The organism is Actinomyces timonensis DSM 23838 (assembly GCF_000295095.1).
Taxonomy (GTDB): Bacteria; Actinomycetota; Actinomycetes; order Actinomycetales; family Actinomycetaceae; genus Actinomyces; species Actinomyces timonensis.
Genome location: NZ_JH806632.1, coordinates 465,521 through 492,223 on the forward strand (window position 1 = coordinate 465,521; position 26,703 = coordinate 492,223).

General features: G+C 70.9%; 28 protein-coding genes. 5 read left to right on the plus strand and 23 right to left on the minus strand.

The features are described 5' to 3' along the window. Positions 1–126 precede the first annotated feature (126 nt). The 4 genes from A1QA_RS0102090 to A1QA_RS13095 all read right to left on the minus strand — a co-directional run bounded on the left by A1QA_RS0102090 (position 127) and on the right by A1QA_RS13095 (position 4,350). Entirely contained in the window at positions 127–1,857 is a 1,731-nt protein-coding gene (locus A1QA_RS0102090) for a bifunctional ADP-dependent NAD(P)H-hydrate dehydratase/NAD(P)H-hydrate epimerase (RefSeq protein ID WP_017177280.1), read from the minus strand. A gap of 109 nt (positions 1,858–1,966) precedes the next feature. Continuing rightward, entirely contained in the window at positions 1,967–2,650 is a 684-nt protein-coding gene (locus A1QA_RS0102095) for a hypothetical protein (protein WP_017177281.1), read from the minus strand. Positions 2,651–3,014: 364 nt separating this feature from the next. Then, positions 3,015–3,404, minus strand: a complete 390-nt coding sequence (locus A1QA_RS16395; protein WP_017177282.1) for a transposase family protein — start codon at positions 3,402–3,404, stop codon at positions 3,015–3,017. A gap of 475 nt (positions 3,405–3,879) precedes the next feature. Next, positions 3,880–4,350, minus strand: coding sequence for an ATP-binding cassette domain-containing protein (locus A1QA_RS13095; protein WP_017177283.1), 471 nt, complete (start codon positions 4,348–4,350; stop codon positions 3,880–3,882). 176 nt (positions 4,351–4,526) lie between these two features. On the opposite strand from A1QA_RS13095, the gene A1QA_RS0102110 reads away from it, so the two are divergent. Next, on the plus strand, positions 4,527–4,973 hold the full coding sequence (locus A1QA_RS0102110; RefSeq protein ID WP_017177284.1) for a holo-ACP synthase: 447 nt from the start codon (positions 4,527–4,529) through the stop codon (positions 4,971–4,973). A 122-nt stretch (positions 4,974–5,095) separates the two neighbouring features. Here the strand turns inward: A1QA_RS0102110 and glmS are convergent, their stop codons facing one another. Beyond that, positions 5,096–7,021 (minus strand): glutamine--fructose-6-phosphate transaminase (isomerizing), encoded by a 1,926-nt coding sequence (gene glmS, locus A1QA_RS0102115; protein WP_017177285.1) that lies wholly within the window; start codon positions 7,019–7,021, stop codon positions 5,096–5,098. A 103-nt stretch (positions 7,022–7,124) separates the two neighbouring features. On the opposite strand from glmS, the gene coaA reads away from it, so the two are divergent. The 3 genes from coaA (at position 7,125) to A1QA_RS0102130 (ending at position 11,252) form a co-directional block, all read left to right on the plus strand. Continuing rightward, positions 7,125–8,120, plus strand: coding sequence for a type I pantothenate kinase (gene coaA / locus A1QA_RS0102120; protein WP_026048613.1), 996 nt, complete (start codon positions 7,125–7,127; stop codon positions 8,118–8,120). Between the two features lie 143 nt (positions 8,121–8,263). Next, positions 8,264–9,817, plus strand: a complete 1,554-nt coding sequence (locus A1QA_RS0102125; protein ID WP_017177287.1) for a Re/Si-specific NAD(P)(+) transhydrogenase subunit alpha — start codon at positions 8,264–8,266, stop codon at positions 9,815–9,817. A 4-nt stretch (positions 9,818–9,821) separates the two neighbouring features. Continuing rightward, positions 9,822–11,252, plus strand: coding sequence for an NAD(P)(+) transhydrogenase (Re/Si-specific) subunit beta (locus A1QA_RS0102130; RefSeq protein ID WP_017177288.1), 1,431 nt, complete (start codon positions 9,822–9,824; stop codon positions 11,250–11,252). A gap of 115 nt (positions 11,253–11,367) precedes the next feature. On the opposite strand, the gene glmM is transcribed toward A1QA_RS0102130, so the two are convergent. The 4 genes from glmM to A1QA_RS0102150 form a co-directional block, all read right to left on the minus strand. Next, a complete protein-coding gene (gene glmM, locus A1QA_RS0102135; RefSeq protein WP_017177289.1) occupies positions 11,368–12,723 on the minus strand; it encodes a phosphoglucosamine mutase in 1,356 nt (451 codons plus the stop codon). A gap of 235 nt (positions 12,724–12,958) precedes the next feature. Then, a complete protein-coding gene (rpsI, locus tag A1QA_RS0102140; protein WP_017177290.1) occupies positions 12,959–13,456 on the minus strand; it encodes a 30S ribosomal protein S9 in 498 nt (165 codons plus the stop codon). Between the two features lie 43 nt (positions 13,457–13,499). Beyond that, the gene (gene rplM, locus A1QA_RS0102145; RefSeq protein ID WP_017177291.1) at positions 13,500–13,943 is read right to left on the minus strand and encodes a 50S ribosomal protein L13; all 444 of its coding nucleotides are present in this window, start codon (positions 13,941–13,943) and stop codon (positions 13,500–13,502) included. 234 nt (positions 13,944–14,177) lie between these two features. Further along, positions 14,178–15,167: a tRNA pseudouridine synthase A gene (locus A1QA_RS0102150; protein ID WP_017177292.1), complete on the minus strand. Its 990-nt coding sequence runs from the start codon at positions 15,165–15,167 to the stop codon at positions 14,178–14,180. Between the two features lie 156 nt (positions 15,168–15,323). Here A1QA_RS0102150 and A1QA_RS0102155 point away from each other — a divergent pair, with 156 nt between their 5' ends. Continuing rightward, positions 15,324–16,073 (plus strand): ROK family protein, encoded by a 750-nt coding sequence (locus A1QA_RS0102155; protein ID WP_017177293.1) that lies wholly within the window; start codon positions 15,324–15,326, stop codon positions 16,071–16,073. A 224-nt stretch (positions 16,074–16,297) separates the two neighbouring features. On the opposite strand, the gene A1QA_RS0102160 is transcribed toward A1QA_RS0102155, so the two are convergent. The 14 genes from A1QA_RS0102160 to rplR form a co-directional block, all read right to left on the minus strand. Then, positions 16,298–17,863: an Ig-like domain-containing protein gene (locus tag A1QA_RS0102160; protein ID WP_026048614.1), complete on the minus strand. Its 1,566-nt coding sequence runs from the start codon at positions 17,861–17,863 to the stop codon at positions 16,298–16,300. Between the two features lie 256 nt (positions 17,864–18,119). Further along, the gene (gene rplQ, locus A1QA_RS0102165; protein ID WP_017177294.1) at positions 18,120–18,872 is read right to left on the minus strand and encodes a 50S ribosomal protein L17, sunset domain variant; all 753 of its coding nucleotides are present in this window, start codon (positions 18,870–18,872) and stop codon (positions 18,120–18,122) included. Between the two features lie 31 nt (positions 18,873–18,903). Continuing rightward, on the minus strand, positions 18,904–19,902 hold the full coding sequence (locus tag A1QA_RS0102170) for a DNA-directed RNA polymerase subunit alpha (RefSeq protein WP_017177295.1): 999 nt from the start codon (positions 19,900–19,902) through the stop codon (positions 18,904–18,906). 165 nt (positions 19,903–20,067) lie between these two features. Beyond that, positions 20,068–20,469 carry a 30S ribosomal protein S11 gene (gene rpsK / locus A1QA_RS0102175; protein ID WP_017177296.1) on the minus strand — a complete coding sequence of 134 codons (402 nt, stop codon included), beginning with the start codon at positions 20,467–20,469 and terminating at the stop codon, positions 20,068–20,070. Positions 20,470–20,536: 67 nt separating this feature from the next. Further along, on the minus strand, positions 20,537–20,911 hold the full coding sequence (rpsM, locus tag A1QA_RS0102180) for a 30S ribosomal protein S13 (protein WP_017177297.1): 375 nt from the start codon (positions 20,909–20,911) through the stop codon (positions 20,537–20,539). A 175-nt stretch (positions 20,912–21,086) separates the two neighbouring features. Beyond that, positions 21,087–21,200, minus strand: coding sequence for a 50S ribosomal protein L36 (gene rpmJ, locus A1QA_RS0102185; RefSeq protein ID WP_003781903.1), 114 nt, complete (start codon positions 21,198–21,200; stop codon positions 21,087–21,089). 31 nt (positions 21,201–21,231) lie between these two features. Further along, positions 21,232–21,453 carry a translation initiation factor IF-1 gene (gene infA / locus A1QA_RS0102190; protein WP_017177298.1) on the minus strand — a complete coding sequence of 74 codons (222 nt, stop codon included), beginning with the start codon at positions 21,451–21,453 and terminating at the stop codon, positions 21,232–21,234. Positions 21,454–21,654: 201 nt separating this feature from the next. Then, entirely contained in the window at positions 21,655–22,563 is a 909-nt protein-coding gene (map, locus tag A1QA_RS0102195; protein ID WP_017177299.1) for a type I methionyl aminopeptidase, read from the minus strand. Between the two features lie 68 nt (positions 22,564–22,631). Beyond that, complete coding sequence (locus tag A1QA_RS0102200; protein ID WP_208853885.1) at positions 22,632–23,216, minus strand: adenylate kinase; 585 nt, start codon at positions 23,214–23,216, stop codon at positions 22,632–22,634. After that, complete coding sequence (secY, locus tag A1QA_RS0102205) at positions 23,213–24,502, minus strand: preprotein translocase subunit SecY (protein WP_017177301.1); 1,290 nt, start codon at positions 24,500–24,502, stop codon at positions 23,213–23,215. The genes A1QA_RS0102200 and secY overlap by 4 nt, the downstream gene beginning before the upstream one ends. 367 nt (positions 24,503–24,869) lie before the next feature. After that, on the minus strand, positions 24,870–25,385 hold the full coding sequence (gene rplO / locus A1QA_RS0102210) for a 50S ribosomal protein L15 (RefSeq protein ID WP_017177302.1): 516 nt from the start codon (positions 25,383–25,385) through the stop codon (positions 24,870–24,872). A 1-nt stretch (position 25,386) separates the two neighbouring features. Next, entirely contained in the window at positions 25,387–25,590 is a 204-nt protein-coding gene (gene rpmD / locus A1QA_RS0102215; protein WP_017177303.1) for a 50S ribosomal protein L30, read from the minus strand. Beyond that, on the minus strand, positions 25,590–26,294 hold the full coding sequence (rpsE, locus tag A1QA_RS0102220; protein WP_017177304.1) for a 30S ribosomal protein S5: 705 nt from the start codon (positions 26,292–26,294) through the stop codon (positions 25,590–25,592). The genes rpmD and rpsE overlap by 1 nt, the downstream gene beginning before the upstream one ends. A 34-nt stretch (positions 26,295–26,328) precedes the next feature. Beyond that, positions 26,329–26,703, minus strand: a complete 375-nt coding sequence (gene rplR / locus A1QA_RS0102225; RefSeq protein WP_026048616.1) for a 50S ribosomal protein L18 — start codon at positions 26,701–26,703, stop codon at positions 26,329–26,331.

The following is a 26,703-nucleotide window of genomic DNA, read 5'->3' on the forward strand; positions in this document are numbered from 1 at the left end:
CCCCCACCCCCACCCATCACCCCCTCTTATAACCGAGACCGGGCGAACAGCACGGCGAAACCGGGCGGTTTTCCACAGATCAGAATCTCGCCGTGCTGATCGCCCGGTCTCGCATATAGGGGCGGGCTATTTCTTGGTGGTGCGCGGGGTGGGGAGGGCTCGGGCGCGGAGGCGCTGACGGGCCTGGGGAAGATGCTCGGCGACATCCATGGCGGCGATGGGATGTCCCTCCTTCCCCCGCGCCTCCCCACTGGCCAGGCGGCCGGCGTCGGCGTGGAGGCGCACAGCCACGGCGGCCGCGAGCGCGATCGCGTCCCCGAGGGCCAGGCCGCTGACCGCGCCAATACCCCGCTCGTCATGCTCGCCGCCCCCGCCACGCGCGCCCTCACGATCCGCGCGCACGGCCGCGAGCACCGCGCCGAGGGCGCCGGAGAGGACGTCCCCGCTGCCCGCGGTCGCCAACCAGCCCGGGCCAGAGCCCAGCGAGAGGAGGGGCGCGCCGTCGGGACGGGCGATGAGCACCGGCGTGCCTTTGAGGACAACGGTCGCACCGGTCTCCTCGGCGAGCCCCCGCACGGCGGATGCGGGCGCTGCCTCGACCTCCTCTCGCGTCGTCGGCTGCCCGAGGCCGGCGAGGAGCGCGGCGGCCTCGCCCGCGTGCGGTGTGAGGACGTGCTCGGGACCGCAGGCGAGCCCTTCGGCGGCAAGGCCGGGCAGGAGCGGGAGGGCCCCGGCGTCGATGACCGCCCACTGGCCCTCATCCCTCCCTTGCCGCAGCGCGGCGCGCAGGGCCTCGCGCAGTTCCTCGGCGCGGGGCTCGTCGGCGGGGTCGGTTCCGGGGCCGACGACGATCGCCTGGCAGCGCCCTGGCGCGGGGACCGCCTCGGGGCGGGAGGCGAGGACGAGGTCGGTGGCCCGCCGGGGGGCCAGGATGCGCGCCATGCCGGTTCCGGCGCGGATGGCGCCGCTGACGGCGAGGACCGCGGCGCCGGGGTAGGCGTCGCTCCCGGCGTGGATGCCGACGACGCCGCGCGTGTACTTGTGGTCGGTGGCGCCGGGGACGCGGAGGAGCGGGGCGAGCCGGGCGGGGTCGGGGGCGATGGCGAGCGGCGCGCCGTCTGTGGGGACCGGCAGCCCGAGGTCGACGACGTCGACTCTCCCGTTCAGGGGCGCTGCGGGCGGGAGGAGGTGGGCCCCGCGCGGGCAGGTGAAGGTGACGGTGCGGTCGGCGGCGAGGACGGGGCCGGGCAGGGCGCCGTCGTCGACGCCCACGCCGGAGGGGATGTCGACGGCGAGGACGCGGAAGCCCCGCTCGCCAGGCGGGCCCGCGGCGATGAGGGGGGCGAGGAGCGCCGCGGCGCGAGGACGCAGGGGCCCGCTGGCACCGATGCCGGTGAGGCCGTCGATAACGAGGTCGAGGCGGGCGGCCTCGGCAGCAGGCTCAGCGGCTGGCCCATCCGCGATCACCACCCCAGCGGCGCGGGCTTCGGCCAGCGCGTCCGCGTGGGGGTGGTCGGTGGCCAGGCGCGCCTCCACCGTGGCGCCGCGGCGGGCCAGGATGGCCGCGGCGAGGAGGGCATCGCCGCCGTTGTTCCCACCTCCCGCGAGCACGAGGACCTGTCCTTCGGCGACGGCGCCGGAGGCCTCCCACAACTCGGCGAGGGCGGCGGTGGCGAGGGCCTGGGCGGCGCGGCGCATGTACTGGTCAGTGCCCGCGGTCAGGGGTTCCTCGGCCCGCGCGATGGCGCGGGCGGCATAGGCGGTGCGGGCCGCGAGGGCGGGGGTGCCGGCGGCCACTGCGGCCCCAGCGGGCCTTGCGGCTCCGGTGGCGCGGGCCCTGTTCCTAGCGGTGGTCATGGCACCATCCTCGCTCCCAACAGTCCGCAGAACCAGGGGTTTGGGCGTCGAGATCCCGGCTGCGGGGCGGGGCAACCGCGGCAGCTGGGAGACAGCGGCGCCGTCCGGCTCACTCCTCGTCGTCGACGGCGCGGGGGCGCAGCCAGATCGTGAGGGTGGCGACGCCGGTGAGCGCCAGGGCCCCAGTTCCTGCCAGGGCGTCGTCGACGGTCGCCATGACCCAGGCCCACCAGTAGGCGACCCCGTCGTGCTCGATGCCGAGCAGCCAGTTGGCCATGACACCGAAGATGACGAGCATGCCCGCGGCTCGGGGACCGGTGAGTGGAGCGAGCCCGATACCGGTCGCCGCGAGGAGCAGGGTGTTGCGGGCGAATGTGGGCACACCGAGCGCCCAGGCGAGCGCGCAGGTCGGGATGAGGAGGACGGCGACGCCGAGCACGAGGATGCCGAGGACGCGGGGCCTGCCGCGCGCGGAGACGATCTCGCGCTCGCCGATGCGCCCGGCGGCCGCCATGATGGCGAGCGCGGGGATGGTGGGGATGATGTTGGTGACGACGGCGCGCACGTTGAGTCGCCCGGGGATGGGCAGGGGCTCCTTGGTCATGACGGCGCAGAGGAGCACGCCGACGGCGCAGGCGGCGGCGATCTGCGGAAGGAGGAGGTAGCGCAGGGCGGCGAGCCGCGGACGCGCGCGGTAGGCGTCGGGCAGCCGGTGGCGGGGAGCGTTGTGGTGGGAGCGCCTTGCGGGGCGCCCCAGAGCGGGCGCCGCCCCGCCCCGGCGCGCTCGGCTCATTGAGCCCCTCTGGTGCTGCCGGGCTGTCCGCACTGCTGAAGGTCGTTGATCGCGGCAAGGAGAGCCGCGTCGCGCTCCTCCTGGGGCATGGAGGCGAGGTCATCAGCGGAACCGAAGGTCCCACTGCCCCCCTCGGCTGATCTTGAGCCAGAGCATGATCGTGTCCCGGCTTCTGGAACCCTCCCCGGGGCCTCTTACCGGAGGGCAGTTCCGCGCGTACCAGCGAACAATGTTGTTCTCAACACGGAACTGCTGCGAATCCATAAGATCGAGCGAATTCAGCGGGATAGCGTCACCAGAGTAGCCATTCGACTGCTCCAGCCGCGCCGGAACCGCGGCACCGGCGCGATTCAGTGAGGCTTATTCATAGGGTGTAGGTGAATATGAGTCCGAGGACTGCGGTGATGGTTTCCGGGAAGGTTTCCGGTGGTCTTCTGCAGCCGGTGCGCAGGACTCTCCAGGCCTTGATGTTGGCGATGACTCGTTCGATCTTGTGGCGGATCTGGTTGACGGCCCGGTTGCAGGCCTTGTCGTCTGGGTGGAGGGGAAGTCTCGCGGGTTCTCTTCTCGGGGTGATCATGCCCAGCCCGATGCGCCCCTTGTCGCCAATACGCCTGGGTGGTGACGCCCCGTCGGGCAGGTCGGCGGCGGGGACGTCGAGCAGGCCGCCGCGGCGCAGGGCCTGAGCGTCGTGCGCGCATCCGTCCTGGGGGTCGGACACCCAGGCCAGGGTCCCTGACAGGGCGCAGGCCACCTGGACGCTCAGCCCCGTGGTCTTGTGCTCACCGGAGCACAGCTCAAAGTGGTCCTTCCAGGACCAGCACTGAAAGCAGGGCGCCGTCGATGATCAGCTGGGCCGTGGCATCCAGGTCCTCCACCGTTGGAGCACTGCCGTTCAGGCATGCGGCAATCAGGGGCGTGCAGGCGCTGATGACGCGAAAGACGGTGGCCTGCCAGACGCCGTAGAGCTCGGCGAGCAGCTCCTGGGGCAGGCTGTGCCGCAGCCAGGATCAGGGTCAGGCGCACGCACACGAACAGCCCCAGCGCCCTCGCCCCGAAGACCGGCAGATCGGGGTTCTCGGCGAAAATGGCCTCGCACAGGCCCATAACCTCACACCGAGGGATTCTCGTGCTACTATTCGTCATGGCGGTTTGCCTCTTGGTCGGATTGGCTTAAGCACCAAAGATTCTCTCAAGAGCAAGCCGCCACCCTGCTTAGCGACACGCTATTACCAACAAAACACCCTAAACACCCCTATGAATAAGCCTCGCTGCATGGTCCCGCCGGAAAGAGTCCCGATCCTCGATTCCAGCACCGCATCGAGCCCCAGGGCGACTGCGAGCTCGTCGATCCGATGGTGGGTCTCCCCCTCGCCCATCGCCTGGAGCCACGCCGCGTAGAGGAGCGCCGCTCTCACGGTCAAGCGCCTGGGGAAAGAGGATCTCTGCGGCAGGAATCCGAGGCCTGCCCTGGCCTGGCGCGTCTGGCTCACGAGATCGTTCCCGCCGATGGAGACCCGGCCGCGCTCCAGTGGAATGAGCCCGGTGATCGCGCGGAGGAGAGTGGTTTTACCACTGCCATTGGGCCCGACGACGGCGGTCACTCCCGTGCCGCAGGTCAAGGATATTCCGTCGAGAATCTCCCTCCCGCCAAGCCGGACTCGGACGCCATCGACCACAAGGCCGTCGCCTGTTCCCATGCCCCTCCTTCGGCGTTCCCATCAGCCACAGAATCCATCCTGACCGCGTTATTCACAAGGACCATCAGTGGTTTCCCGTGCCTTTGCCAGGCTCCTCCCAGAATAAGCCCTCCTTTCACAGGAGGGTTCGCCGTTCTTCCCGTCGGCAGTCGCACCGCATCGGGCACACTTGCGCCATGGGCGCTATCAAGGGGATCGGGACGGACCTCGTGGGGATCGCGCGTCTCGCGGAGGCGCTCGACCGCTCGCCGTCGCTGGCCCGGCGCCTCTTCACCCCCGCTGAGCTGAGCTCGGGCGGCGACGGCGGCACGAGCGCCCCCGGCAGCGCGGCCCATGCCGCCAGTCCCGGCGCGGCGAGCCTCGCCGCGCGCTTCGCCGCCAAGGAGGCCGTCATCAAGGCCATTGGCGCGGCCGGCCAGAGCGCTCCCCCAGGCAGCGTGCCCCCTCCCCCACCGTCCTGGCGCTACACGGAGATCGAGGTCGTCTCCTCCCCCGGGTCTCCCCCGCGCCTCGCCCTCCACGGCGCCGTCGCGCGGCACGCCGCCGCGCTGGGCATCACCGCATGGCACCTCTCGCTCAGCCACGACGCCGAGGCGGCCCTCGCCTTCGTCGTCGCCGAGTAGCACGGGGGACGCCGAGTAGCGGAGAAGCAGGCTCCCGGAGGACAAGAGCTCAGGGCCCCGGCGGGCGCGATCGACTCGCTCCCGCCGGGGCCCCATCACAACAGCGGCGAGACCCGCCTATCTCACTCCACGGTGACGGACTTGGCCAGGTTCCTCGGCTGGTCGATGTCCAGGCCCTTGGCGCCCGCGAGCGCAGCGGCGAAGACCTGCAGCGGCACAACGGTCAGCAGCGGCGCCATGAGGGTCGGCGTGGCGGGGATGCGGATGATGTGCTCGGCGAAAGCGTCGACGGCGTCGTCCCCCTCCTCGGCGACCACGATGGTGCGCGCCCCGCGGGCCCGGATCTCCTGGATGTTGGACAGGACCTTGTCGTGCAGGATCGGACGGCGCGGGGTCGGCACGATGACGAAGACCGGCAGCCCCTCCTCCACGAGGGCGATGGGGCCGTGCTTGAGCTCGCCGGCGGCGAAGCCCTCGGCGTGGACGTAGGCGAGCTCCTTGAGCTTGAGCGCGCCCTCGAGGGCCACCGGGAAGCCCACGTGGCGGCCCAGGAACAGGAAGGACGAGCGGTCCGCGAGCGCCGCGCCCAGCTCGCGCACGGCGGTCTCCTGCTCGTCGAGGATCCACTGGACCTTGTCGGGCATCTCGCTGAGCTTGGCGAGGTAGTCGGCGACCTCGTCGGGCCACTTGTTGCCACGCAGCTGCGCCAGGTAGAGGCCCAGCAGGTAGCAGGCGGTGATCTGGGCGAGGAAGGCCTTCGTGGAGGCCACCGCGACCTCGGGACCGGCGTGGGTGTAGAGCACGGCGTCGGCCTCGCGGGCGATGGTGGAGCCGTAGGTGTTGACGATGGCGAGCACCCGGCTGCCCTGCTCGCGCGCGTGGCGGACGGCCTGGATGGTGTCCATGGTCTCCCCGGACTGGGAGATCGCCACGGTGAGGGTCTTCTCGCTCACGACGGCGTCGCGGTAGCGGAACTCGTGGGCGAGCTCGACCTCCACGGGGATGCGGCACCAGTGCTCGATGGCGTACTTGGCGACGTGCCCGGCGTAGGCGGCGGTGCCGCAGGCGATGACGATGATCTTGTCGACGCTGCGCAGCACGGCGGAGTCGATGCGCATCTCGTCGAGCTGGATCTCCCCGCGCTCGTCGACGCGGCCCCGCAGGGTGTCGGCGACAGCGGCGGGCTGGTCGTGGATCTCCTTGTCCATGAAGGTCTCGTAGCCGCCCTTGACGGCCGCCGAGGCGTCCCAGGAGACCTCCCAGGTCTTGGGCTCGACGACGCTGCCGTCCTTGTCCCACACGGTGACCGAGTCGGGGCGCAGGAGGAGGATCTGGTCGTCGTCGACCTCGGCGGCGTGGGAGGTGAAGGCCACGAAGGCGGCCACGTCCGAGCCGAGGAAGTTCTCGCCGTCGCCCAGGCCGATGACCAGGGGGCTGGAGCGGCGGGCGGCGACGATCGCCTCGGGGGCCAGCGGGGTGACGGCCAGGAGCGCGAAGGCGCCCTCGAGGCGCTCGGTGACGGCGCGCATGGACTCCACGAGGACCTGCGCGGGGTCCGCGGCGGGATCGGCAGCGGTCGCCTCGGCCAGGCGGGCGGTGAAGTCCATGTCGAGGATGTGGGCGGCGATCTCGGTGTCCGTGTCGGACAGGAGGGTGCGGCCGGCCTCCTCGACCTCGGCGCGCAGGGCGCGGAAGTTCTCGATGATGCCGTTGTGGACGACGGCGATGTTGCCGGCGCGGTGCGGGTGGGCGTTCTGTGTCGTCGGCCCGCCGTGGGTGGCCCAGCGGGTGTGGCCGATGCCGGCGGTGGCGGGGGCGGGGGGCTCGGCGGCGATGGCGGCCCGCAGGTTCTCGAGCTTTCCCGCCGCCTTGGCGACCTGCAGACCGGAGGGGCCGACGAGGGCGACGCCAGCGGAGTCGTAGCCGCGGTACTCCAGGCGGCCGAGGCCGTCGAGGAGGACGGAGAGGGTGCGCCCCTCCACCTCGGGGGTCGCGGGGGAGGAGATGACGGGGGCAAGGGGGCGGACGTGCCCGACGATTCCACACATGGGGTGATCGAATCATGAGTGGAGCGCTCAGGAAAGCGTCATTGGTCGGGTCTTCTGTGATTCGCGGCAATCGGTTGCGCGGATCTGCGCGCGATCTTGACGCATGAGTCAGACTTGGGCAGTGACCTCCTCGCACTCCCCCTACATCGAGCTGGCGCGCGAGCAGTGGAGGGCCCTGGCGTCCTCCACTCCCCTGCCCCTGACGCAGGACGACGTCGTCAAGCTCCGCGGCCTGGGAGACCCCACGGACCTGGTCGAGGTCGACGCCGTCTACCGCCCCCTGACCGCGATCCTCCAGGACTACATCCTCACCTCCCGGGAGCGCGCCCGCCGCACGGCCGAGTTCCTCGGCGTCGACACCCGCCCGACCCCCTTCGTCATCGCCGTGGCCGGCTCGGTCGCGGTGGGGAAGTCGACGACGGCCCGCCTCATCGCCCATCTCCTGGCCCGCTTCCCGGGCACGCCCCGCGTGGACCTGGTGACCACCGACGGGTTCCTCCTGAGCAACGCCGAGCTGGAGGCGCGCGGGCTCATGGCGCGCAAGGGCTTCCCCGAGTCCTACGACCGGCGCGCGCTCGTGGACTTCGTTGCCGCCGTCAAATCCGGCGCCCCTCGCGTCGAGGCCCCCGTCTACTCCCACAAGGTCTACGACATCGTCCCCGGGAGCAGCGTCGTCGTCGAGCAGCCCGACGTCCTGGTCCTGGAGGGGCTCAACGTGCTCCAGCCCGCGCCGAGGGGCAGGGCCGCGCCCGAGCACGACGTCCTACATGAGGGGCATCCCTCCTCCGCGGCCCTGGCGGTATCGGACTTCATCGATTTCTCGATCTACGTCGACGCCGATCCCGCCGACATCCGCCGCTGGTACCTGGACCGCTTCCTCACCCTCAAGCGCACCGCCTTCAACGACCCGGAGTCCTACTTCCAGCGCTTCGCGTCGATCCCCGACGACATCGCCCTGACGGCGGCCAGCGAGATCTGGGAGTCGGTCAACCTGGCGAACCTGCGGGAGAACATCGCCCCCACCCGCGGTCGGGCGACCCTTGTGCTGGTCAAGGGCCCCGATCACCACATGAGCCGCGTCCTGCTGCGCAAGGCCTGAACCCGCCCGCCGCCGTCTCGCCATGCCGACGGTCCTAGATGGTCCCCGCGATCGCCCTCTACTGTTGCGCCCATCACTCACATCCCTGTGATCTGCGTCCTCTCGTCGCAGCGCCACGGGGATGCCTGCTGAGAGGAGCCACCATGCGCGTGGGAATCCCCTGCCAACCACCGGGCCATGCCCTGGCAGCCGCGACGCCGCGGACCGTCGCCCGGATCGTCCGCCTGGGCTACGAGGTCGCGGTCGAGCGCGGCGCCGGGGCCGCCGCCAGCTTCCCCGACGCCGACTACGAGGAGGCCGGCGCGCTCCTGACCGATCGCGCGGGCGCGTGGGGGGCCGACGTCGTCGCCTCCACCGGAGCGCCCACCGCCGCCGAGCTCGACCTCATGCGCCCGGGCGCCGCGCTCATCAGCCGCCTCGGCCCTGCGCGCAGCCCGGAGCTCCTGGAGGACCTGCGGCGCCGCGGCCTGACCGGCCTGGCGATCGACGCCGTGCCCCGCATCTCCCGCGCCCAGGCCATGGACGTGCTCTCCTCCCAGGCGAACCTCGCCGGCTACCGGGCCGTCATCGAGGCCGCCTCCAGCTTCGGCCGCCTGCTGGGCGGGCAGGTGACCGCGGCCGGCAAGTTCCCGCCGGCCACCGTCTACGTCATCGGCGCTGGCGTGGCAGGGCTCGCGGCGATCGGCACAGCGCACTCGCTGGGCGCCGTCGTGCGCGGCACCGACGTGCGCCCCGAGGTGGCCGACCAGGTGCGCTCCGTGGGCGCCGAGTTCGTGCCCGTGCCCACCGCCCAGGAGGTCTCCTCCGACGGCTACGCCAAGGAGATGAGCTCGGACCAGGCTGCCCTCGCCCAGGCCCTCTACGCCCGCGAGGCGGCCGGCGCGGACATCGTCATCACGACGGCGAACATCCCGGGCCGCCGCTCCCCCATCCTCCTTGACCGCGCGGCCGTGGAGGCGATGCGCCCCGGCACGGTCATCGTGGACATGGCGGCGGCCAACGGCGGCAACACCGAGCTGACCGTGCCGGGCGAGACCATCACGACGCCCGGCGGCGTCACCATCATCGGGGCCACGGATCTGGCCGAGCGCCTTCCGGCCCAGGCCTCCCAGCTCTACGGGCAGAACATCGTCAACCTGCTCACCCTCATGACACCCGCCAAGGACGGCGTTCTCGCGCTCGACCTGGAGGACGACGTCGTCCGCGGCATCACCGTGTGCGCCGACGGCGAGCTCCTGTGGCCACCACCGCCCATCTCGGTCTCGGCGGCGCCCGCCCCCGGCACCGCGCCGCAGCGCTCCCCGGAGGAGGAGGCGGCCGAGCTCGCCGCGGCGGCCCGGGCCAAGGCCCGCTCCCGGCGTCGGCGCATGGCGGGGATCGCGGTCACCGCGGCGCTGGCGGCCGCCCTCGTCCTGGCCACGCCAGCCGCCGTCACCAGCCACTACATCGTGCTGGCGCTGTCCATCATCCTCGGGTTCCACATCATCTCCAACGTGACCCCCGCGCTGCACACCCCGCTCATGTCGGTGACCAACGCGATCTCCGGCATTATCCTGCTGGGGGCAATCTCGCAGGTCGGCAACGCGAACCCGCTCATCAGCGCCATCGCCTTCGTGGCGGTCGCGCTGGCCACGATCAATGTCTTCGGCGGATTCGTGGTCACCCACCGCATGCTCGCCATGTTCAGGAAGGACTGAGCCGATGCACGCAGCACTCGCCCTGCCCTCCCCGGTGGCGCTGGCGTACATCGTCGCCGCGCTCCTGTTCATCGCCGCTGCGGCGGGCCTGTCCCGCCACGAGACCGCCGTCACCGGCAATATCGCCGGGGCGGTCGGCATGGGGGTCGCCGTGGCGGCCGCCATCGGGCTGGCCCTCACCTCCCACCCGGGCCGCGGCGTGATCGCCACCGCGGTCCTCATCGCGCTCGCCCTGGGGATCGGCGCGGTCATCGGCATGTTCCTCGCCGGGAGGGTCGCGATGACCGGGATGCCGCAGCTCATCGCCGTCCTCAACGGGCTCGTGGGCCTGGCCGCCGTCCTCGTGGGATACAACTCCTACGCCACCCCGGACGAGATGTCCCACGCCCTGGGAGCCTTCCACCTCGGCGAGGTGTTCCTGGGCGTCCTCGTGGGCGCCGTGACCTTCACCGGCTCGGTGCTCGCGGCCCTCAAGCTGTCCGGCAAGGTGCCTGGGCGCCCCCTGACCCTGCCGGGGCGCAACCTGCTCAACCTCGGGATGCTGCTCGTCTCGGGCGCCCTCATGGTCGCTTTCATGCTCCTGCCCGAGCACTCGCCGGCCGCATGGGCCTGCCTGGGGGTCATGACGCTCCTGGCGCTCATCCTCGGCGCGCACCTCGTGCTGGCGATCGGCGGCGGGGATATGCCCGTCGTCGTGTCCATCATGAACGCCTACTCGGGCTGGGCCTCGGCCTTCACCGGCTTCATGATCAACAACGACCTGCTCATCATCACGGGCACGCTTGTGGGCTCGTCCGGCGCCTACCTGTCCTACCTCATGTGCCAGGCGATGAACCGCTCCTTCATGTCGGTGCTCCTGGGCGGCTTCGGCACCGAGGGTGCGACGGCGCCCAGGGCGTCGGCGCAGGAGGGCACGATCGTCGAGACCGATGCCGCGTCCCTGGCGCGCGACCTGCAGTCCGCGCGGCGCGTCGTCATCACCCCGGGCTACGGGATGGCAGTGGCCCAGGCGCAGTACCCGGTGGCCGTGCTCACCGAGATGCTGCGCTCCCAGGGCGTTGAGGTGAGCTTCGGCATCCACCCCGTGGCGGGCCGCCTGCCCGGGCATATGAACGTCCTGCTGGCCGAGGCGAAGGTCCCCTACGACCTGGTCCTGGAGATGGACGAGGTGAACGACGATTTCTCCGACGTCGACGTCGTGCTCGTCATCGGCGCCAATGACACGGTCAACCCGGCCGCCGAGGAGCCCGGCTCCCCCATCGCGGGCATGCCCGTGCTGCGCGTGTGGGAGGCGGGGCGCGTCGTCGTCTTCAAGCGCTCGATGGCCACCGGCTACGCGGGCGTGACCAACCCCCTGTTCTTCAAGGAGAACACCGCCATGCTCTTCGGGGACGCCAAGGGCACGGTGGAAGAGATCATCCGCGCCCTCGACTGACGGGCCGCCGCGTTCTCAGTACTCTCGGCGCCCTCAGCGCTCCCACCGCGGACATGGAGCGGGGCCCCGGCGCGCTGCCGGGGCCCCGCTCCATGAGGTCTATCGCGGTCCCGCCTCAGAGGGCCAGGCGCTCCTTGACGACGCCGGCGAGTCGGCTGGCGACGGCGTCGGCCTGCTCCTGGGTGGCGGCCTCGACCATGACGCGCACGAGCGGCTCGGTGCCCGAGGGGCGCAACAGGACCCGACCGGTCTCGCCCAGGTCCTTCTCCGCGGAGGCCACCGCGTCCTGCACGGCCTTGTTAGTGCTGGCGGCGCCCTTGTCGACGTTCTTGACGTTGATGAGGGTCTGGGGCAGGCGGGTGACGACGCTGGCCAGCTCGGCCAGCGTCTTGCCGGTGCGCTTGACGCGCGCGGCCACGTGCAGGGAGGTGAGCACGCCGTCACCGGTGGTGGCGTGGACAGTGTCGATGACGTGCCCGGACTGCTCGCCGCCCAAGGTGTAGCCGCCCTGGAGCATCCGCTCGAGCACGTAGCGGTCGCCCACGCCGGTCTGGACGGTGCGGATGCCGTGCTCGCGCATGGCCAGGATGAGGCCGAGGTTGCTCATGACGGTGACGACGAGCGTGTCGGAGCCGAGGGTGCCGTCGGCCTTCATGCCGATGGCGAGCATGCCCATGATCTGGTCGCCGTCAACGAGCTTGCCGTCGGCGTCCACGGCCAGGCAGCGGTCGGCGTCGCCGTCGTAGGCCACACCCATGTCCGCCCCGACCGCCGTGACGTAGTTCTGCAGCTGCTCGGGGTGGGTAGAGCCGCAGTTGTCGTTGATGTTGAGGCCGTCCGGGGAGGCGTTGATGACAATGACCTCGGCGCCGGCGGCCCGCAGCGCGGCCGGGCCGACGGCGGAGGCGGCACCGTTGGAGGCGTCGACGACGATGCGCAGCCCGGACAGATCGGTGGCGACGGAGTCGACGAGATGGTTGATGTAGTTCTGGTCGGCGACGGTCTCCCCCTTGATGACGCGGCCGACGTCGGCGCCGGTGGGGCGGTCGTTGACCTTGCCCAGGAGGGCCTCGATCTCGTCCTCGACGGCGTCGGCGAGCTTGTAGCCGCCGCGGGCGATGAACTTGATGCCGTTGTCCGGGAAGGGGTTGTGGGAGGCGGAGATCATGACGCCCAGGTCGATCTCCTGGGTGGCGGTCAGGTGGGCGATCGCGGGAGTCGGCAGGACGCCGACGCGGGTGACATCCACGCCGGAGGAGGCCAGGCCCGAGCTGATGGCGTGGTCGAGGAACTCGCCGGAGGCGCGGGTGTCGCGCCCGACGATCGCGCGGGGGCGGGCGCCACGGGAACGCGCGCGGGCTTCCTTGGTCAGGACGCGGGCGGCGGCCTCGCCGAGTTGGACGGCGAGGGCGGGGGTGAGCAGGTCGTTGGCCAGGCCCCGAACGCCGTCGGTGCCGAAGAGTCGTGCCATGGGTGGGTTCCTCTCGTGTCTGGATTCCGAGGAGCATCCTCCCACTGTCCGCCGCGTCGCGCACCGCCAATACCGCCGGCACCGCCAATACCGCTGGCGCTGCCAGCACTGGCAGCGCCGCCCGTGCCCGGTCGGGAAGCGCGGACGGCGCCCCGCCGGCCTCGCGTGGGAGCGGGGCGGACGGGGCGCCGTCGTTGTCGGAAGGGCATGGCCAGGGCGGCCAGCCCACGCCGTATCAGCGCTTGGAGTACTGCGGGGCGCGGCGGGCCTTGTGCAGACCGGCCTTCTTGCGCTCGACGATGCGGGCGTCGCGGGTCAGGAAGCCAGCCTTCTTGAGGGCCGGGCGGTTGGCCTCGCGGTCGATCTCGTTGAGGGCGCGGGCGACGCCCAGGCGCAGGGCACCGGCCTGGCCGGAGATGCCGCCACCGTGGATGCGGGCGACGACGTCGAAGCGGCCCTCGAGGTCGAGGATCGTGAAGGGGGCGCGCACGAGCTGCTGGTGCAGCTTGTTGGGGAAGTAGTCCTCCAGAGTGCGGCCGTTGATGGTCCAGTTGCCGGTGCCGGGGATGAGGCGGACGCGGGCGACGGCCTCCTTGCGGCGGCCAAGGCCCGCCCCGGGGGCGGTGATGGACTGCCCGCGGCCCTCCACGGAGGTGCCGCCGGTCTCGGTGGTGTAGCTGGAGGGGGCGTTCTCCTCGTCCAGCGCGTCGATGTCGACAGTGGTCTCAGCCACGATGTGTCCTTTGCTTGTCGCGGGGTGCCGGGCGCTGGAGCGCTTACTGGGCGACCTGGGTGATCTCGAAAGCCTGCGGGTTCTGCGAGGCGTGCGGGTGCTCGGGGCCGGCGTACACCTTGAGCTTCTTGAGCTGGGCGCGGCCGAGCTTGGTGTGAGGCACCATGCCCTTGATGGCCTTCTCGACGGCGCGCTCGGGGCGCGTCGCCAGCAGGTCGCGGTAGGAGACGGCCGTCAGACCACCCGGGTAGCCGGAGTGGCGGTAGGCGAACTTGCGGTCGGCCTTGCCGTTGGTGAGGGCCACCTTGTCGGCGTTGATGATGACGACGTAGTCGCCGCAGTCGGCGTTGGGCGTGAACTGCGGCTTGTGCTTCCCACGGAGCAGGTTCGCGGCCTGAGCCGCGAGGCGGCCGAGAACGACGTCGGTGGCGTCAATGACGTACCAGTTCTTCTCGACGTCGCCGGGCTTCGGTGTGTACGTGCGCACGGGCGTTGCCTTCGTTTCTCTTGGCGAGCGGTCACGTCGACGAGCGTTGAAGCGTCGCTGTTCGACGAGACCGCCATGGTCAGGTGAGGTGGTCGGAGCACTCGCGCCCCGGGGCGAGTGGGATGGCACCGCGGTTGCGCGTTCAGCGTGCTGCACGACGGTTGCCCACATTACCGGCCGCTTGTCAGGGGGGTCAAAAGAAGGGGCCGCGCTCCCGCCGTGAATCCTGCCACGCTAGTGCCCTGCCTCCTCCGCCGGGAGGGAGCGCAGGACGCGGGCGCGCTGGGCCTGGGCCGCGAGCTCCTCGTCGGCGGGGTAGGCCACCCGCTCCAGGGTGAGGCCATGGGCGGGGGCGACCGGCGCCGCGGCGTCCCGGCTCGCCCTCAGCAGGATCCGCGCGGGCCAGTCCTCCTCCCGGCGCCCCTGGCCAACGGCGATGCAGGCGCCCACGAGGGAGCGCACCATCGAGTGGCAGAAGGCGTCGGCGACGACGTCGAGCACGACGAGGCCCGCATCCGCCCCTTCCCTCCCGGGGGCGCCATCGGGCACCCGGGACCATTCCAGGCGCTTGAGCGTCCGGATGGTCGTGGCGCCCTCACGGGGCTTGCAGTAGCCGAGAAAGTCGTGCTCGCCGAGCAGTGGCGCGGCGGCGCGGCGCATGGCATCGACGTCGAGCGCCTCCGGGATCCACAGCACGCTCCCCCGCCGCCCCGGGTCGCGCAGCCCCGCCGCGGGCCCGCCGTCGGCGATCCGGTAGCGGTAGGCGCGCTCGGTGGCGGAGAACCGCGCGTCGAAGCCCTGCGGCGCCTCGCGGACCCCATGCACGACGACGTCGCTCGCCCCCCGCGGCGCACTCCCCCCTCCCCCGCCACCAGCGCTCTCGCGGGCCTCGCGCGCGAGGACCCCGGCGACGCGTGTGAGCAGGGCCTGGGCGGGGGCGCGGTCCGAGCGGCCCGGCAGTGCCCGCCAGGCCTCCTGAGCGACGTCGACATGGGCCACCTGCGCCGCAGCGTGAACACCCGCGTCCGTCCGCCCGGCCACGGTCAGCCGCACGGGGGCGCGCAGCACCGTGCCGAGCGCCTCAGTGAGCACTCCCTCAACGGTGCGAAGGCCCGGCTGCGCCGCCCAGCCCGCGAAACCCGCACCGTCATAGGCCAGGTCCAGCCGCACCCGCACCAGCGAGCCATCGCCGATCGACTCCCTCGAGCCGTTCAACTCCTCCATGCCCTTATTCGATCACGGCGCGGGGCCCCGCCGAAGCGCCTGGCGGCCCCAGCCCGCCCATCCTCGGGGCGCCTGCCCGCGCTTGGCGGTAGCGTCATCCCCGTGAGCACGAATCCCGGAGCCCCGAGCCAGGCAAGCCGCGCCAGTCACTCCTCTGTGACGACGCTGTCCGTCGACTGCGGGGGCGGCGGCATCAAGGCCTCCGTCCTCGACGCCGAGGGGACGATCAGCTCGCGCGCCGTGCGCACCCCCACCCCCTACCCGCTCCCGCCGATGAAACTGGTGAAGACGATCGCCGGCCTCGCCGAGCAGCTGCCCCGGGCCGACCGGGTCACTGTGGGGATGCCGGGGATGATCCGCCACGGCGTCGTCGTGGCCACCCCCCACTACATCACGAAGGACGGGCCGCGCTCCAAGCCTCTCCCCGAGCTCGTCGAGGCGTGGCACCGCTTCGACATGGGCTCGGCCATCGCCGAGCACCTCGGCCTGCCCTCGCTCATCCTCAATGACGCGGAGGTCGCCGGCGCCGGTGTCGTCACGGGGCACGGCCTGGAGATGATCGTGACCCTGGGGACGGGCCTGGGCAACGCCATCTTCGACAACGGCGTCCTGGCGCCGCATGTCGAGGTCTCCCAGGGCCCCGTCCGCTGGGGCCTGACCTACGACGACTACATCGGCGAGCACGAGCGCCTCCGCCTGGGCGACGCGCACTGGTCGCGCAGGGTGCGGCGCGTCGTCGACGGCCTGCGGCCCATGTACCTGTGGGACCGCCTCTACCTCGGGGGCGGGAACTCCCGCAGGATCACAGCCCTCCAGCTCACCCGCATGGGCGACGACGTCGTCGTGGTCCCCAATGAGGCTGGGATGACCGGCGGGGCGCGCTGCTGGACCATGGCCCGCCCCTGAGGCGGCCAGCCCTGCCACGGCCCCGACGGCGGAACTGCCGCCGGGGCCGTATGGCACCCGGACGACGCGACGGCGGGCTCCGCACGCCAGCCCGCAGAGTGCCCGAACCGCGGGCACCCACCTGATGCGAGCGCGCGAAGGGCCCACCCGGATGATCCGGGTGGGCCCTTCTCTCAGTCCGTGTCAGCTCTCAGTGACGATCGCCGACGGGGACCGGGTGAGGATCAGGCGCGGCGACCGCGACGAACCAGGAAGATACCGCCACCGATGACGGCGCCCGCGATGAGCACCGGGACCACGATGCTGGCACCGGTCTTGGCCAGCGACGGCTTGGAGGTGGGCTGGCTGGTGGACGGGGCCGGGGCGGCGGGGGCCGGAGCGGCCGGGCTCTTGGGAGCCTGGGCGCCGGGCTGCTGCGGAGCCGGGGCCGGGGCGGGCGCCTCGGTGGTGGCGGGAGCCGGAGCGGGGGCCGGGGCCTCGGTGGTGGCCGGGGCGGTCGGCATCGGAGCCGGAGAGGTGGTCTCGGGAGCCGGAGCGGGGGCCGGGGCCTCGGTGGTGGCCGGGGCGGTCGGCATCGGAGCCGGAGAGGTGGTCTCAGGGGCCGACGGGGCCGGAGCCGGAGCCGGAGAGGTGGTCTCAGGGGCCGACGGGGCCGGAGCCGGAGAGGTGGTCTCGGGCGCCGACGGCATCGGGGCCGGAGTGGTCTCCGCCGGGGTGGACGGCGTGGCCGACGGCGTCATGGTCTCCGGGGCGGAGGGGGTCGCGGTCGGCGGGGTGTTGCTGTTGTTCGGCGGAGTGGTCGAGGGGGTCGGCGTCGGGGTGGCGTTCTTGCCGCCCTGGGCGTTGCCGGAGCCTGCCTCGGTGGCGGTGATGCCGTTGCGCGAGAAGGTCTGGTCGTTCACCGTGGCGGTGTTGGCCTGAGCGGCCTTCGTGGGCTCGGTGATCGTGTAGAAGCGAACGCGGCAGATGGCGTCAGCGGACGGGGAGTCGAACTCGATCTGCTCCTGGGGCCAGCCGGGGGCGACCTTCACGTTGGCCGCGCCCTTGCCCTCCTGCCAAGAGCCGGTGGTGCACACGACGGAGTCGGCGACGTAGGAGGCGCCCGGGTCCTTGACGACCCAGTGGGTGTTCTGGGCGCCGCCGGTGTTCTGGGCGCGCACCTCCCACATGAAGACGTACTTGCCGCTCTCGTTGATGCCGTTGAACCAGCCGGACTTGAAGGGGTTGGGCTCGGGGTAGTTGGGCTTGACGCCGTCGCAGCCGGTGTCGCAGGTGCCGTCACCGTTGGAGTCGCCGAAGACGATGGGAGCGGTGGTCGGGCCGACCTGGACGGTGCTCTTCTTGAGGCCGATGCCCTTGTTGTTGATCTGGGCCTGCGCGGTGAGAGTGCCGTCGGTGAGCTTGTCCCACTTCTCGGCGCCGGCCGTCAGGGTGCAGGTCATGTCCTGCGAGCCGACGGTGAAGGTGCAGTTGCCGACGTCGGAGCCATCCTGGTCGAGGAGGTTGAAGGCCAGCGAGCCGTACCACTCCATGCCCTCGCCGAGCTTGACGGTGAAGGAGTCGCCGGCCTTGGGGGCGTCGGCCTCCCACTTGGCCTGGAGGCTCACCTTGTCCCAGGCCTCGACGGCGACGCCGTTGACCGGGCGCTGGCGGGCCTCGGAGGTGACCTTGACATCGGTCACCTTGATGTTGTCGGAATCGGCGGCCTGAGCCTGCGTGCTCACGGCGGCGGGAACGAAGGCGCCTGCGGCGACGAGCGCGCCGGCGGCAAGAGCGGAAGACCGTCTCATGACTCTCCTCATGCGAATATGGGACTGGTATGGCTGATCTGGGCACACCGCGCCCGAGGCGCGGCCACGTGCCCAAACTAACGGATTCAGAGGCAGATGTCTCGTCTGCATCACAGATTAACTGGTAGATCACATCTCTGTCACAGAGTTCTGAGGTACCGCAGGTCACCGCCGTTCCAAGGAAATAACGGAGGGCTGGGAGCCTCCCGGCTCCCAGCCCTCCGTCGTCATGCGACGTGAATCACATGCAGGTGTCTCAGGCGTCGACCTTCTGCGCGGCAGCGCCACCGGCGGGGGCGAAACCAGCGGCCTCGGCCTCCTCCACCGTGGCGAACCAGACCTCGGCGACCGTGGCGTCATACCAGCGCGAGCCGGGAACGTGGTACTTCATCGAGTCCTCGTTGCCCTTGATGCGGTGCTCGTCGTCGGGGGCGTCCGCGGAGCCCTCGTCGAGGCGGACGGCGCCGGCGAACGCGACCTTCTCAGCCTTCTCGCCGGCGTCCTTCGCGGCGGGCTTGGCGTCGTCCTTGGCGTCTGCCTTCGCGGCGTCGGCCTTGTCACTCTTGGCCTCGGCGACGGCGTCCTGCGCGGCCTTCTTCGCGGCGGACTTGGCGGTCTTGACCGCGTCCTCGACGACGGCCTTCTTGGCGACCGGCTCGAGCACGAGGGAGATGACGGCCATGGGGGCGTTGTCGCCCTTGCGGGGAGCGGTCTTGACGATGCGGGTGTAGCCGCCGTCGCGGCCCTCCATCTTCGGGGCGATCTCCTCGAAGAGGCGGTACACGGCGTACTTGTCCGTGATCTTCTTCATCACGGTGCGGCGGGCGTGGAGGTCCCCGCGCTTGCCCTTGGTGATGAGCTTCTCGGCGTAGGGGCGCAGGCGGCGGGCGCGGGCCTCCGTCGTCGTGATGGACTCGTGGATGAAGAGCTGCCGGGCGAGGTTGGCCAGCAGGTGGCGCTCGTGCTGGGCGGAGCCGCCCAGGCGGGGTCCCTTGGTGGGGCGAGGCATTGTTGTCTCCTAGTGTTTGACGAGGTGGGGCTCAGGCCTGCTCGTCGCTGAAGGTGGGGTTGGTGTAGTCGTCCTCGGCGAGGTAGTCGAGGGGGGAGCCCTTGAGGGACAGGCCGAGCTCGGCGAGCTTGTCCTTGATCTCGGAGATCGACTTGGCACCGAAGTTGCGGATGTCGAGCAGGTCGGCCTCGCTGCGCGAGACGAGCTCTCCGACGGTGTGGATGCCCTCGCGCTTGAGGGCGTTGGAGGAGCGCGCCTGGAGGTCCAGCTCGTCGATCATGAGGGCGAGGTCCTGCTGGAGGGCCTGGTCCATGGGGGACAGGCCGACCTCGATGCCCTCGGCCTCCACGTTGAGCTCGCGAGCCAGGCCGAAGAGCTCGACGAGGGTCTTGCCCGCCGAGGCGAGCGCGTCGCGGGGCGTGATCGAGGACTTCGTCTCGACGTCGACGATAAGGCGGTCGAAGTCGGTGCGCTGCTCGACACGGGTGGCCTCCACGGAGTAGGAGACCTTCTTGACCGGCGAGTAGATGGAGTCGACCGGGATCCGGGAGATCTCCGCGTTCGGGTCCTTGTTCTGGTTGGCGGAGACATAGCCGCGGCCGCGCTCGACGGTCAGCTCGATCTCCAGCTTCCCCTTCTCGTTGAGGGTCGCGATGACCAGCTCGGGGTTGTGGACCTCGACACCGGCGGGCGGGGTGATGTCACCGGCGGTGACGGCGCCCGGGCCGGACTTGCGCAGGTACATGACGACCGGCTCGTCGTTCTCACTGGAGAGCACGATCTCCTTGATGTTGAGGATGATCTGGGCGACATCCTCCTTGACCCCGGGGATCGTGCGGAACTCGTGGGGCACTCCGTCGATGCGCACGGAGGTGACTGCCGCGCCCGGGATGGACGAGAGCAGCGTGCGGCGCAGGGAGTTGCCCAGCGTGTAGCCGAAGCCGGGCTCGAGGGGCTCGATGATGAACCGCGCGCGGCGGTTCTCCTCGACGACCTCCTCCGTGAGGGTGGGACGCTGTGCGATGAGCACTGTCGGTTTCCTTTCGTCGCGGCGCCCGCTATATGACGCCGTTCCTCATGGTTATCGCCGTGGCACCGGGACTCCCGGGGCGGCGGCCCCGCGCGGCGGGGCTGTGTACGGGCCGACGGCGCCCGTGGCCCTTGGGAGGGCAGGGGCGCCGTCGAACCGGCTGTCTCAGACGCGGCGGCGCTTCGGGGGGCGGCAGCCGTTGTGGGCCTGGGGGGTGACGTCCGTGATGGAGCCGACCTCGAGGCCAGCGGCCTGGAGGGAGCGGATCGCGGTCTCGCGACCGGAGCCGGGGCCCTTGACGAAGACGTCGACCTTCTTCATGCCGTGCTCCTGGGCGCGGCGCGCGGCGGCCTCGGCGGCGAGCTGGGCGGCGTAGGGCGTCGACTTGCGGGAGCCCTTGAAGCCGACCTGGCCGGAGGAGGCCCAGGCGATGACGGCGCCAGCCGGGTCCGTGAGGGACACGATGGTGTTGTTGAAGGTGGACTTGATGTAGGCGTTGCCGTGGGTGACGTTCTTCCGGTCCTTACGACGCGGCTTGCGCACGGCGGTGCGGGTCTTCGGAGGCATTCTTCCTTCTTCTTCTCAAGATCTGGTCGCGCGGCGGGCGTCAGCGCCCGGGCCGCGGGTCAACTGCTTACTTGGCCTTCTTCTTGCCGGCCACGGTGCGCTTGGGGCCCTTGCGGGTACGCGCGTTGGTCTTGGTGCGCTGGCCGTGCACCGGGAGGTGACGGCGGTGGCGCAGGCCCTGGTAGCAGCCGATCTCGACCTTGCGACGGATGTCGGCCTGGACCTCGCGGCGGAGATCGCCCTCCACCTGGTAGCTGGAGTCGATGTGGCTGCGCAGAGCCACGAGCTCCTCCTCGGTGAGGTCCTTGACGCGGGTGTCGGGGTTGACGCCCGTTGCCTTGAGGGTCTCGTCCGCACGGGTGCGGCCGATCCCGAAGATGTAGGTGAGCGCGACCTCGACCCGCTTCTCGCGGGGGAGGTCGACGCCGGAAATGCGTGCCACGGTGGTGGTTCTCCTGTGTGCTCCCGGAGGTCGTCACCCACCTCCCCCGCCTCCTTCGGGCGGCCCCGGCCTCCAGGAACCGAGGGTTGCGCAGTGCTGGCCGATCGGGCTCAGCGCTGATCGCTGGGGTGGATGCTGATGGTGGCCACGCCTCGCGTGGCCGGTGCGCGGGGCCTCAGCCCTGGCGCTGCTTGTGCCGCGGGTTCTCGCAGATGACCATGACACGGCCGTGGCGACGGATCACCTTGCAGCTGTCACAGATCTTCTTGACGCTCGGCTTGACCTTCATGATTGTCCTCCGCCGGCCGGGGGCCGACTTGTCACTTGTACCGATAGACGATGCGGCCGCGCTGGAGATCGTAGGGACTCATCTCCACGACAACGCGGTCCTCGGGGAGGATGCGGATGTAGTGCTGCCGCATCTTTCCGGAGATGTGCGCGAGCACGACGTGCCCGTTGCTCAGCTCCACCCGGAACATCGCATTCGGAAGGGCCTCGACGACCGATCCCTCGACCTCGATGACTCCGTCCTTCTTAGCCATGTTCCTCCGTCGGTTCTCTCGCTCGAGTTCTCCGGCGACGACGCCGCCGGTCGGGCGCGCATGCCTCTGCCCGGCCGGGAGGGACGGATCAGGAGCGGTGGGCGCACCGAGGGCCAACGATACGACACCTCGATACCGCGCCACCATGCGGGAAGGCGCTCCCAGCCGGTGTTTCCGGCCACATCGGCGCCAAGGGATCGCTCAGCCGCGCTCGGGCAGGGGGCGGGGCGAGATGCCGAAGGGCGCCAGGCCCTCCTCCCCGCCGTCGGGGGCGGTGAGCACCCACACTCCCCCGGGGACGATCGCGACGGTGTGCTCCCATTGGGCGGCGCGCGAGCCGTCCTGGGTGACGACGGTCCAGCCGTCGTCGAGCTCGCGGACCTCGGGGCCGCCGGAGGTGAGCATCGGCTCGATGGCCAGCACCATGCCGGGGCGCAGCTTGGGGCCCTTGCGCTTGATCGAGTAGTTGAGGACGTCGGGGGCCTGGTGCATGGCGGTGCCGATGCCGTGGCCGACGTACTCCTGGAGGATGCCGAGGCGGGCGCCGGCGCTCTCCTCGCGGGCCGTCTGGGCGAGGGCGCGGTCAACGGTGGCCTCGACGGCGTCGCCGATCGCGTTGAGCCGGGCGGCGCGCCCGCTCGTCTCCCCCGCGGCGGCGCGGGCGACCGCGGCGATGGCCTCCCACAGGGCCTGGCGGGTGGTGGTGTCCAGGAGGCGGTCGGCCTGGGAGGCGTACTCGCCGCCGACGACAGTGGTGAAGGCGGCGTCGCCGTGCCACTGCTCGCCGTCGTCGTCGAGGATGTACGCGCCGCAGTCGAAGGTGACGAGGTCTCCCTCCTCCAAGACGCGCGGCCCGGGGATGCCGTGGACGACCTCGTCGTTGACCGAGACGCACACGGTGGCGGGGTAGTCGTAGTAGCCCAGGAAGTTCGAGTGGGCCCCGGCGGCCTCGATGGTCGCGGCGCAGACGGCGTCGAGCTCGGCGGTGGTCGCGCCCGGGCAAACGGCCTCGCGCAGGGCGGCGTGGATATCGGCGACGACGAGGCCCGCCCGCCGCATGAGCCGGACCTGGTCCGGTGTCTTGATCTCGATCTGCTCGCGCGCCAGCACCGCGCGCCCCCTCTCTCATAGCAGTGGCGCGGGACCTCGCCGGTCCCGCGCCACTGGGGATGACTTGCTCAGGCCGTGGCGCCCGCGGAGGCGAGCGCCGTCATGATGCGCTCGGTGACCTCGTCGATGTCGCCGATGCCGTCGACGCGCACGAGGAGACCCTTGGCCTCGTAGAGGGCGGCCAGCGGCTCGGTCTGCTCGGCGTAGACCTCAAGGCGGCGGCGGATGACCGGCTCGGTGTCGTCGGCGCGGTTCTGCTCAGTGGCGCGCTTGAGGAGGCGCTCGACGACGACCTCGGCGTCGGCGGTGATCTCCAGGACGACGTCGAGGGCGAGGCCCTTGGCGGCGAGCATGGCGTCGAGCTCGTGGACCTGGGCCTCGGTGCGCGGGTAGCCGTCGAGGAGGAAGCCGGAGGCGGCGTCGTCGGCGGCGATGCGGTCGGCGACCATCGCGTTGGTGACGGAGTCGGGGACGTACTCGCCCTTGTCCATGTACTCCTTGGCCTTGAGGCCGAGCTCGGTGGCGCCGGCGACGTTGGCGCGGAAGATGTCGCCGGTGGAGATCGCGGGGATGGACAGGCGCTCGGAGATGCGGGCGGCCTGCGTGCCCTTGCCGGCCCCGGGAGGGCCGAGGAGGACCATGCGTGCGCTCATGAGAGAAACCCTTCGTAGTGTCGCTGCTGGAGCTGGGAGTTGATCTCCTTGACGGTCTGGAGGCCGACTCCCACCATGATGAGGATAGTCGTGCCGCCGAAGGGCAGCGACTGCGAGAGGCCCAGCCAGATGACCGCGATGGTCGGCAGCAGCGCGAGGAGCACGAGGTAGATCGCGCCGACGACGGTGACGCGGTTGATGACGTAGGACAGGTACTTCACGGTGGGCTCGCCCGCGCGGATGCCGGGGATGAAGCCGCCGTACTTCTTCATGTTGTCCGCGATCTCGTCGGCGTTGAAGGTGATCGCCGTGTAGAAGAAGGTGAAGAAGAGGATGAGGACGCCGTAGGCGACGAGGTAGATCGTGTCCGTCTGGCGCAGGTTCTGGCCGACCCAGGCCGCCCACGAGCTGTTCGGGGAGAACTGGGAGACGAGCTGGGGCATGGCCAGGATCGAGGAGGCGAAGATGACGGGGATGACGTTCGCCGTGTTGATCTTGATCGGGATGTAGGTGGTGGAGCCGCCGTACTGGCGCCGCCCGATCATCCTCTTGGCGTACTGGACGGGGATGCGCCGGGTGCCCTGCTCGACGAAGACGACGGCGATCGTGGCCACGAGGATGACGGCGATGACCATGAAGAACTTCGAGGCGCCGCCGCTGCCGGTGAGGATCGAGCCGAGGTTCTGCGGGAAGCGGGCGACGATCGAGGTGAAGATGAGCAGCGACATGCCGTTGCCGATGCCGCGGTCCGTGATGAGCTCGCCCAGCCACATGATGAGGCCGGTGCCGGCGGTCATGGTGACGATCATGAGGGCGAGGTTGACCGGGCTGTCGTTCGGGATGACCGGGACGGTGCAGGTGGGGAAGAGCTGGCCGTTGGCCGCCGTGGCGACGATGGTGGCGGACTGGAGGACGCCCAGGCCGATCGTCAGGTAGCGGGTGTACTCGGTGAGCTTGGCGGTGCCGGCCTGGCCCTCCTTGTGGAGCTCCTCGAATCGCGGGATGACCACGCGCAGGAGCTGGATGATGATGGAGGCCGTGATGTAGGGCATGATCCCCAGCGCGAAGACGCTCAGCTGGAGGAGCGCGCCGCCGGAGAAGATGTTGATGAGGCTCAGGAGGCTGGCGTCCTCGGCCTGGCCCACGCAGGTCTGGACGTTCTTGAGGCTCACGCCCGGCGTCGGCAGGACCGAGCCCAGGCGGAACAGGGCCATGATGCCGAGGGTGAAGAGGAGCTTCCTCCTCAGGTCAGGCGTCTTGAATGCCTGGACGAAGGCGCTGAGCACGCGGTCTCCTGTGGGCTCGGGGAATCGGCGTCGAATGGCCCGGACACGGGCGCGACGGCGGACGCGCAGGCGCGCGCCGGGCTCACACTACCCCGGAGCACGGGTCTCCTTCGAGGCCGTGACCCTTTCGGAAGGCAAGGCGTATATCACGCGCGCTCCTCCCCGCCTCCACCCCTCCGGCCGAGACCGGGCGAACAGCACCGCGAGACCGGGCGAGCAGCACGGCGAGGCCGGTTCGGGCGGCTCCGCGCGCCGTCGTCGCGAGACCTTCCCCGCCCGACAGCGCGGCGAGGCCCCGGTGGAGCGGACCTCACGTCCGCCCCCACCGGGGCCTCGTCATGCTCGCTTGGAGCGATCAGCTCACTGATCAGTCCTCGGAGAGCTCGATCGTGCCGCCAGCGGCCTCGATCTTCTCCTTGGCGGAGGCGGACCAGGCGTCCGCCTTGACCGTCAGCTTGACGGAGACGTCCCCGCCGCCGAGGACCTTGACCAGGTGCCCGTGGCGCACAGCGCCAGCGGCCACGAGGTCGGCCACGGTGACCGTCCCACCGGAGGGGAACAGCTCGGCGATGCGGCCGACGTTGACCGGCTGGAACTCCACGCGGTTCGGGTTGCGGAACCCGCGGAGCTTGGGCAGGCGCATGTGCAGAGGCATCTGACCGCCCTCGAAGCCGGGGCGCACCTGGTAGCGGGCCTTCGTGCCCTTGGTGCCGCGCCCGGACGTCTTGCCCTTGGAGCCCTCACCGCGACCCACGCGGGTCTTGGCCTTCTTGGCGCCCGGGGCGGGGCGGAGGTGGTGCAGCTTGACGACGCGCACCTTCTCCGTCTCGGACCCAGCGGCGTTCTCGGCGGCCTTCTCAGAGGCCTTCTTGGTGTCTGCCATCTCAGACCTCCTCAACGGTCACGAGGTGGTGCACCGTCGCGATCATGCCGCGAACGGTGGGGGTGTCCTCGCGAACAGTGGACTGGCGGATCTTGCGCAGGCCGAGGGACTTGAGGGTCTCGCGCTGGCGGTGGGTGCCACCGATGCCGGAGCGGACCTGGGTCACCTTGAGCTGCTTCGTGCTCGCGGTCTTGGTGTCAGCCATCACGCCTCCACTCCTTCAGCGGCCTTCTCGGCCTCCTTCTTCTCCGCCTCAGCGCGCTTCTCGGCCTCGCCCTCGGCGCGGGCCCGCAGCATGGACTGCGGGGCGACGTCCTCCAGGGGCAGGCCACGGCGGGCGGCAACCGTCTCGGGCTGCTCGAGCCTCTTGAGCGCGTCGACCGTCGCGTGGACGATGTTGATCGCGTTCGAGGAGCCGAGCGACTTCGACAGGATGTCGTGGATACCGGCGCAGTCCAGCACGGCGCGCACCGGGCCGCCGGCGATAACACCGGTACCGGGGGACGCCGGGCGCAGGAGGACGACTCCGGCGGAGTCCTCGCCCTGGACCAGGTGGGGGATGGTGCGCCGGATCATCGGGACGCGGAAGAAGTTCTTCTTCGCGAACTCCACGGCCTTGGCGATCGCGGCGGGCACCTCCTTCGCCTTGCCGTAGCCGACGCCGACCGTGCCCTCGCCGTCACCGACGACGACCAGCGCCGTGAAGGTGAAGCGGCGGCCGCCCTTGACGACCTTGGACACGCGGTTGATGGTGACGACGCGCTCGATGTACTTGTCGTCGTTGCCGCGGCCGGAGTTGCGGTCGCGGCGGTCGTTGCGGTCACGACGGCCGCGGCTCTCGCCCCGGTTCTCGTCGTTGCGGGCCGAGCCGTCGGACGACGCGGACCTGTCTCGCTGCGGTGCAGCCATCAGATTCTCCTTTGCTTTCTCGTCGTCTCAGTGCTCAGAGCACCAGGCCGCCCTCGCGGGCGCCGTCAGCGACGGCCGCGACACGGCCGTGGTACTTGTTTCCACCGCGGTCGAAGACGACCGCCTCGATGCCCAGGGCCTTGGCGCGCTCGGCCACGAGCTCGCCGACCTTGTGGGCGGCGCCGACCTTGTGGCCCTCGACGCCCTTGCAGGCCTCCTCGAGGGTCGAGGCGGAGCACAGCGTGTGGCCGATGGTGTCGTCGACGACCTGGGCGACCATGTGGCGGTTGGAGCGGGTGACGACCAGGCGCGGGCGCTCGGGCGTGCCATTGACGTGCTTGCGCACGCGCTGGTGGCGGATCTTGCGGGCAATAGCCTTGGACTTGCCCCTCTTGATCGAGTAAGCCAT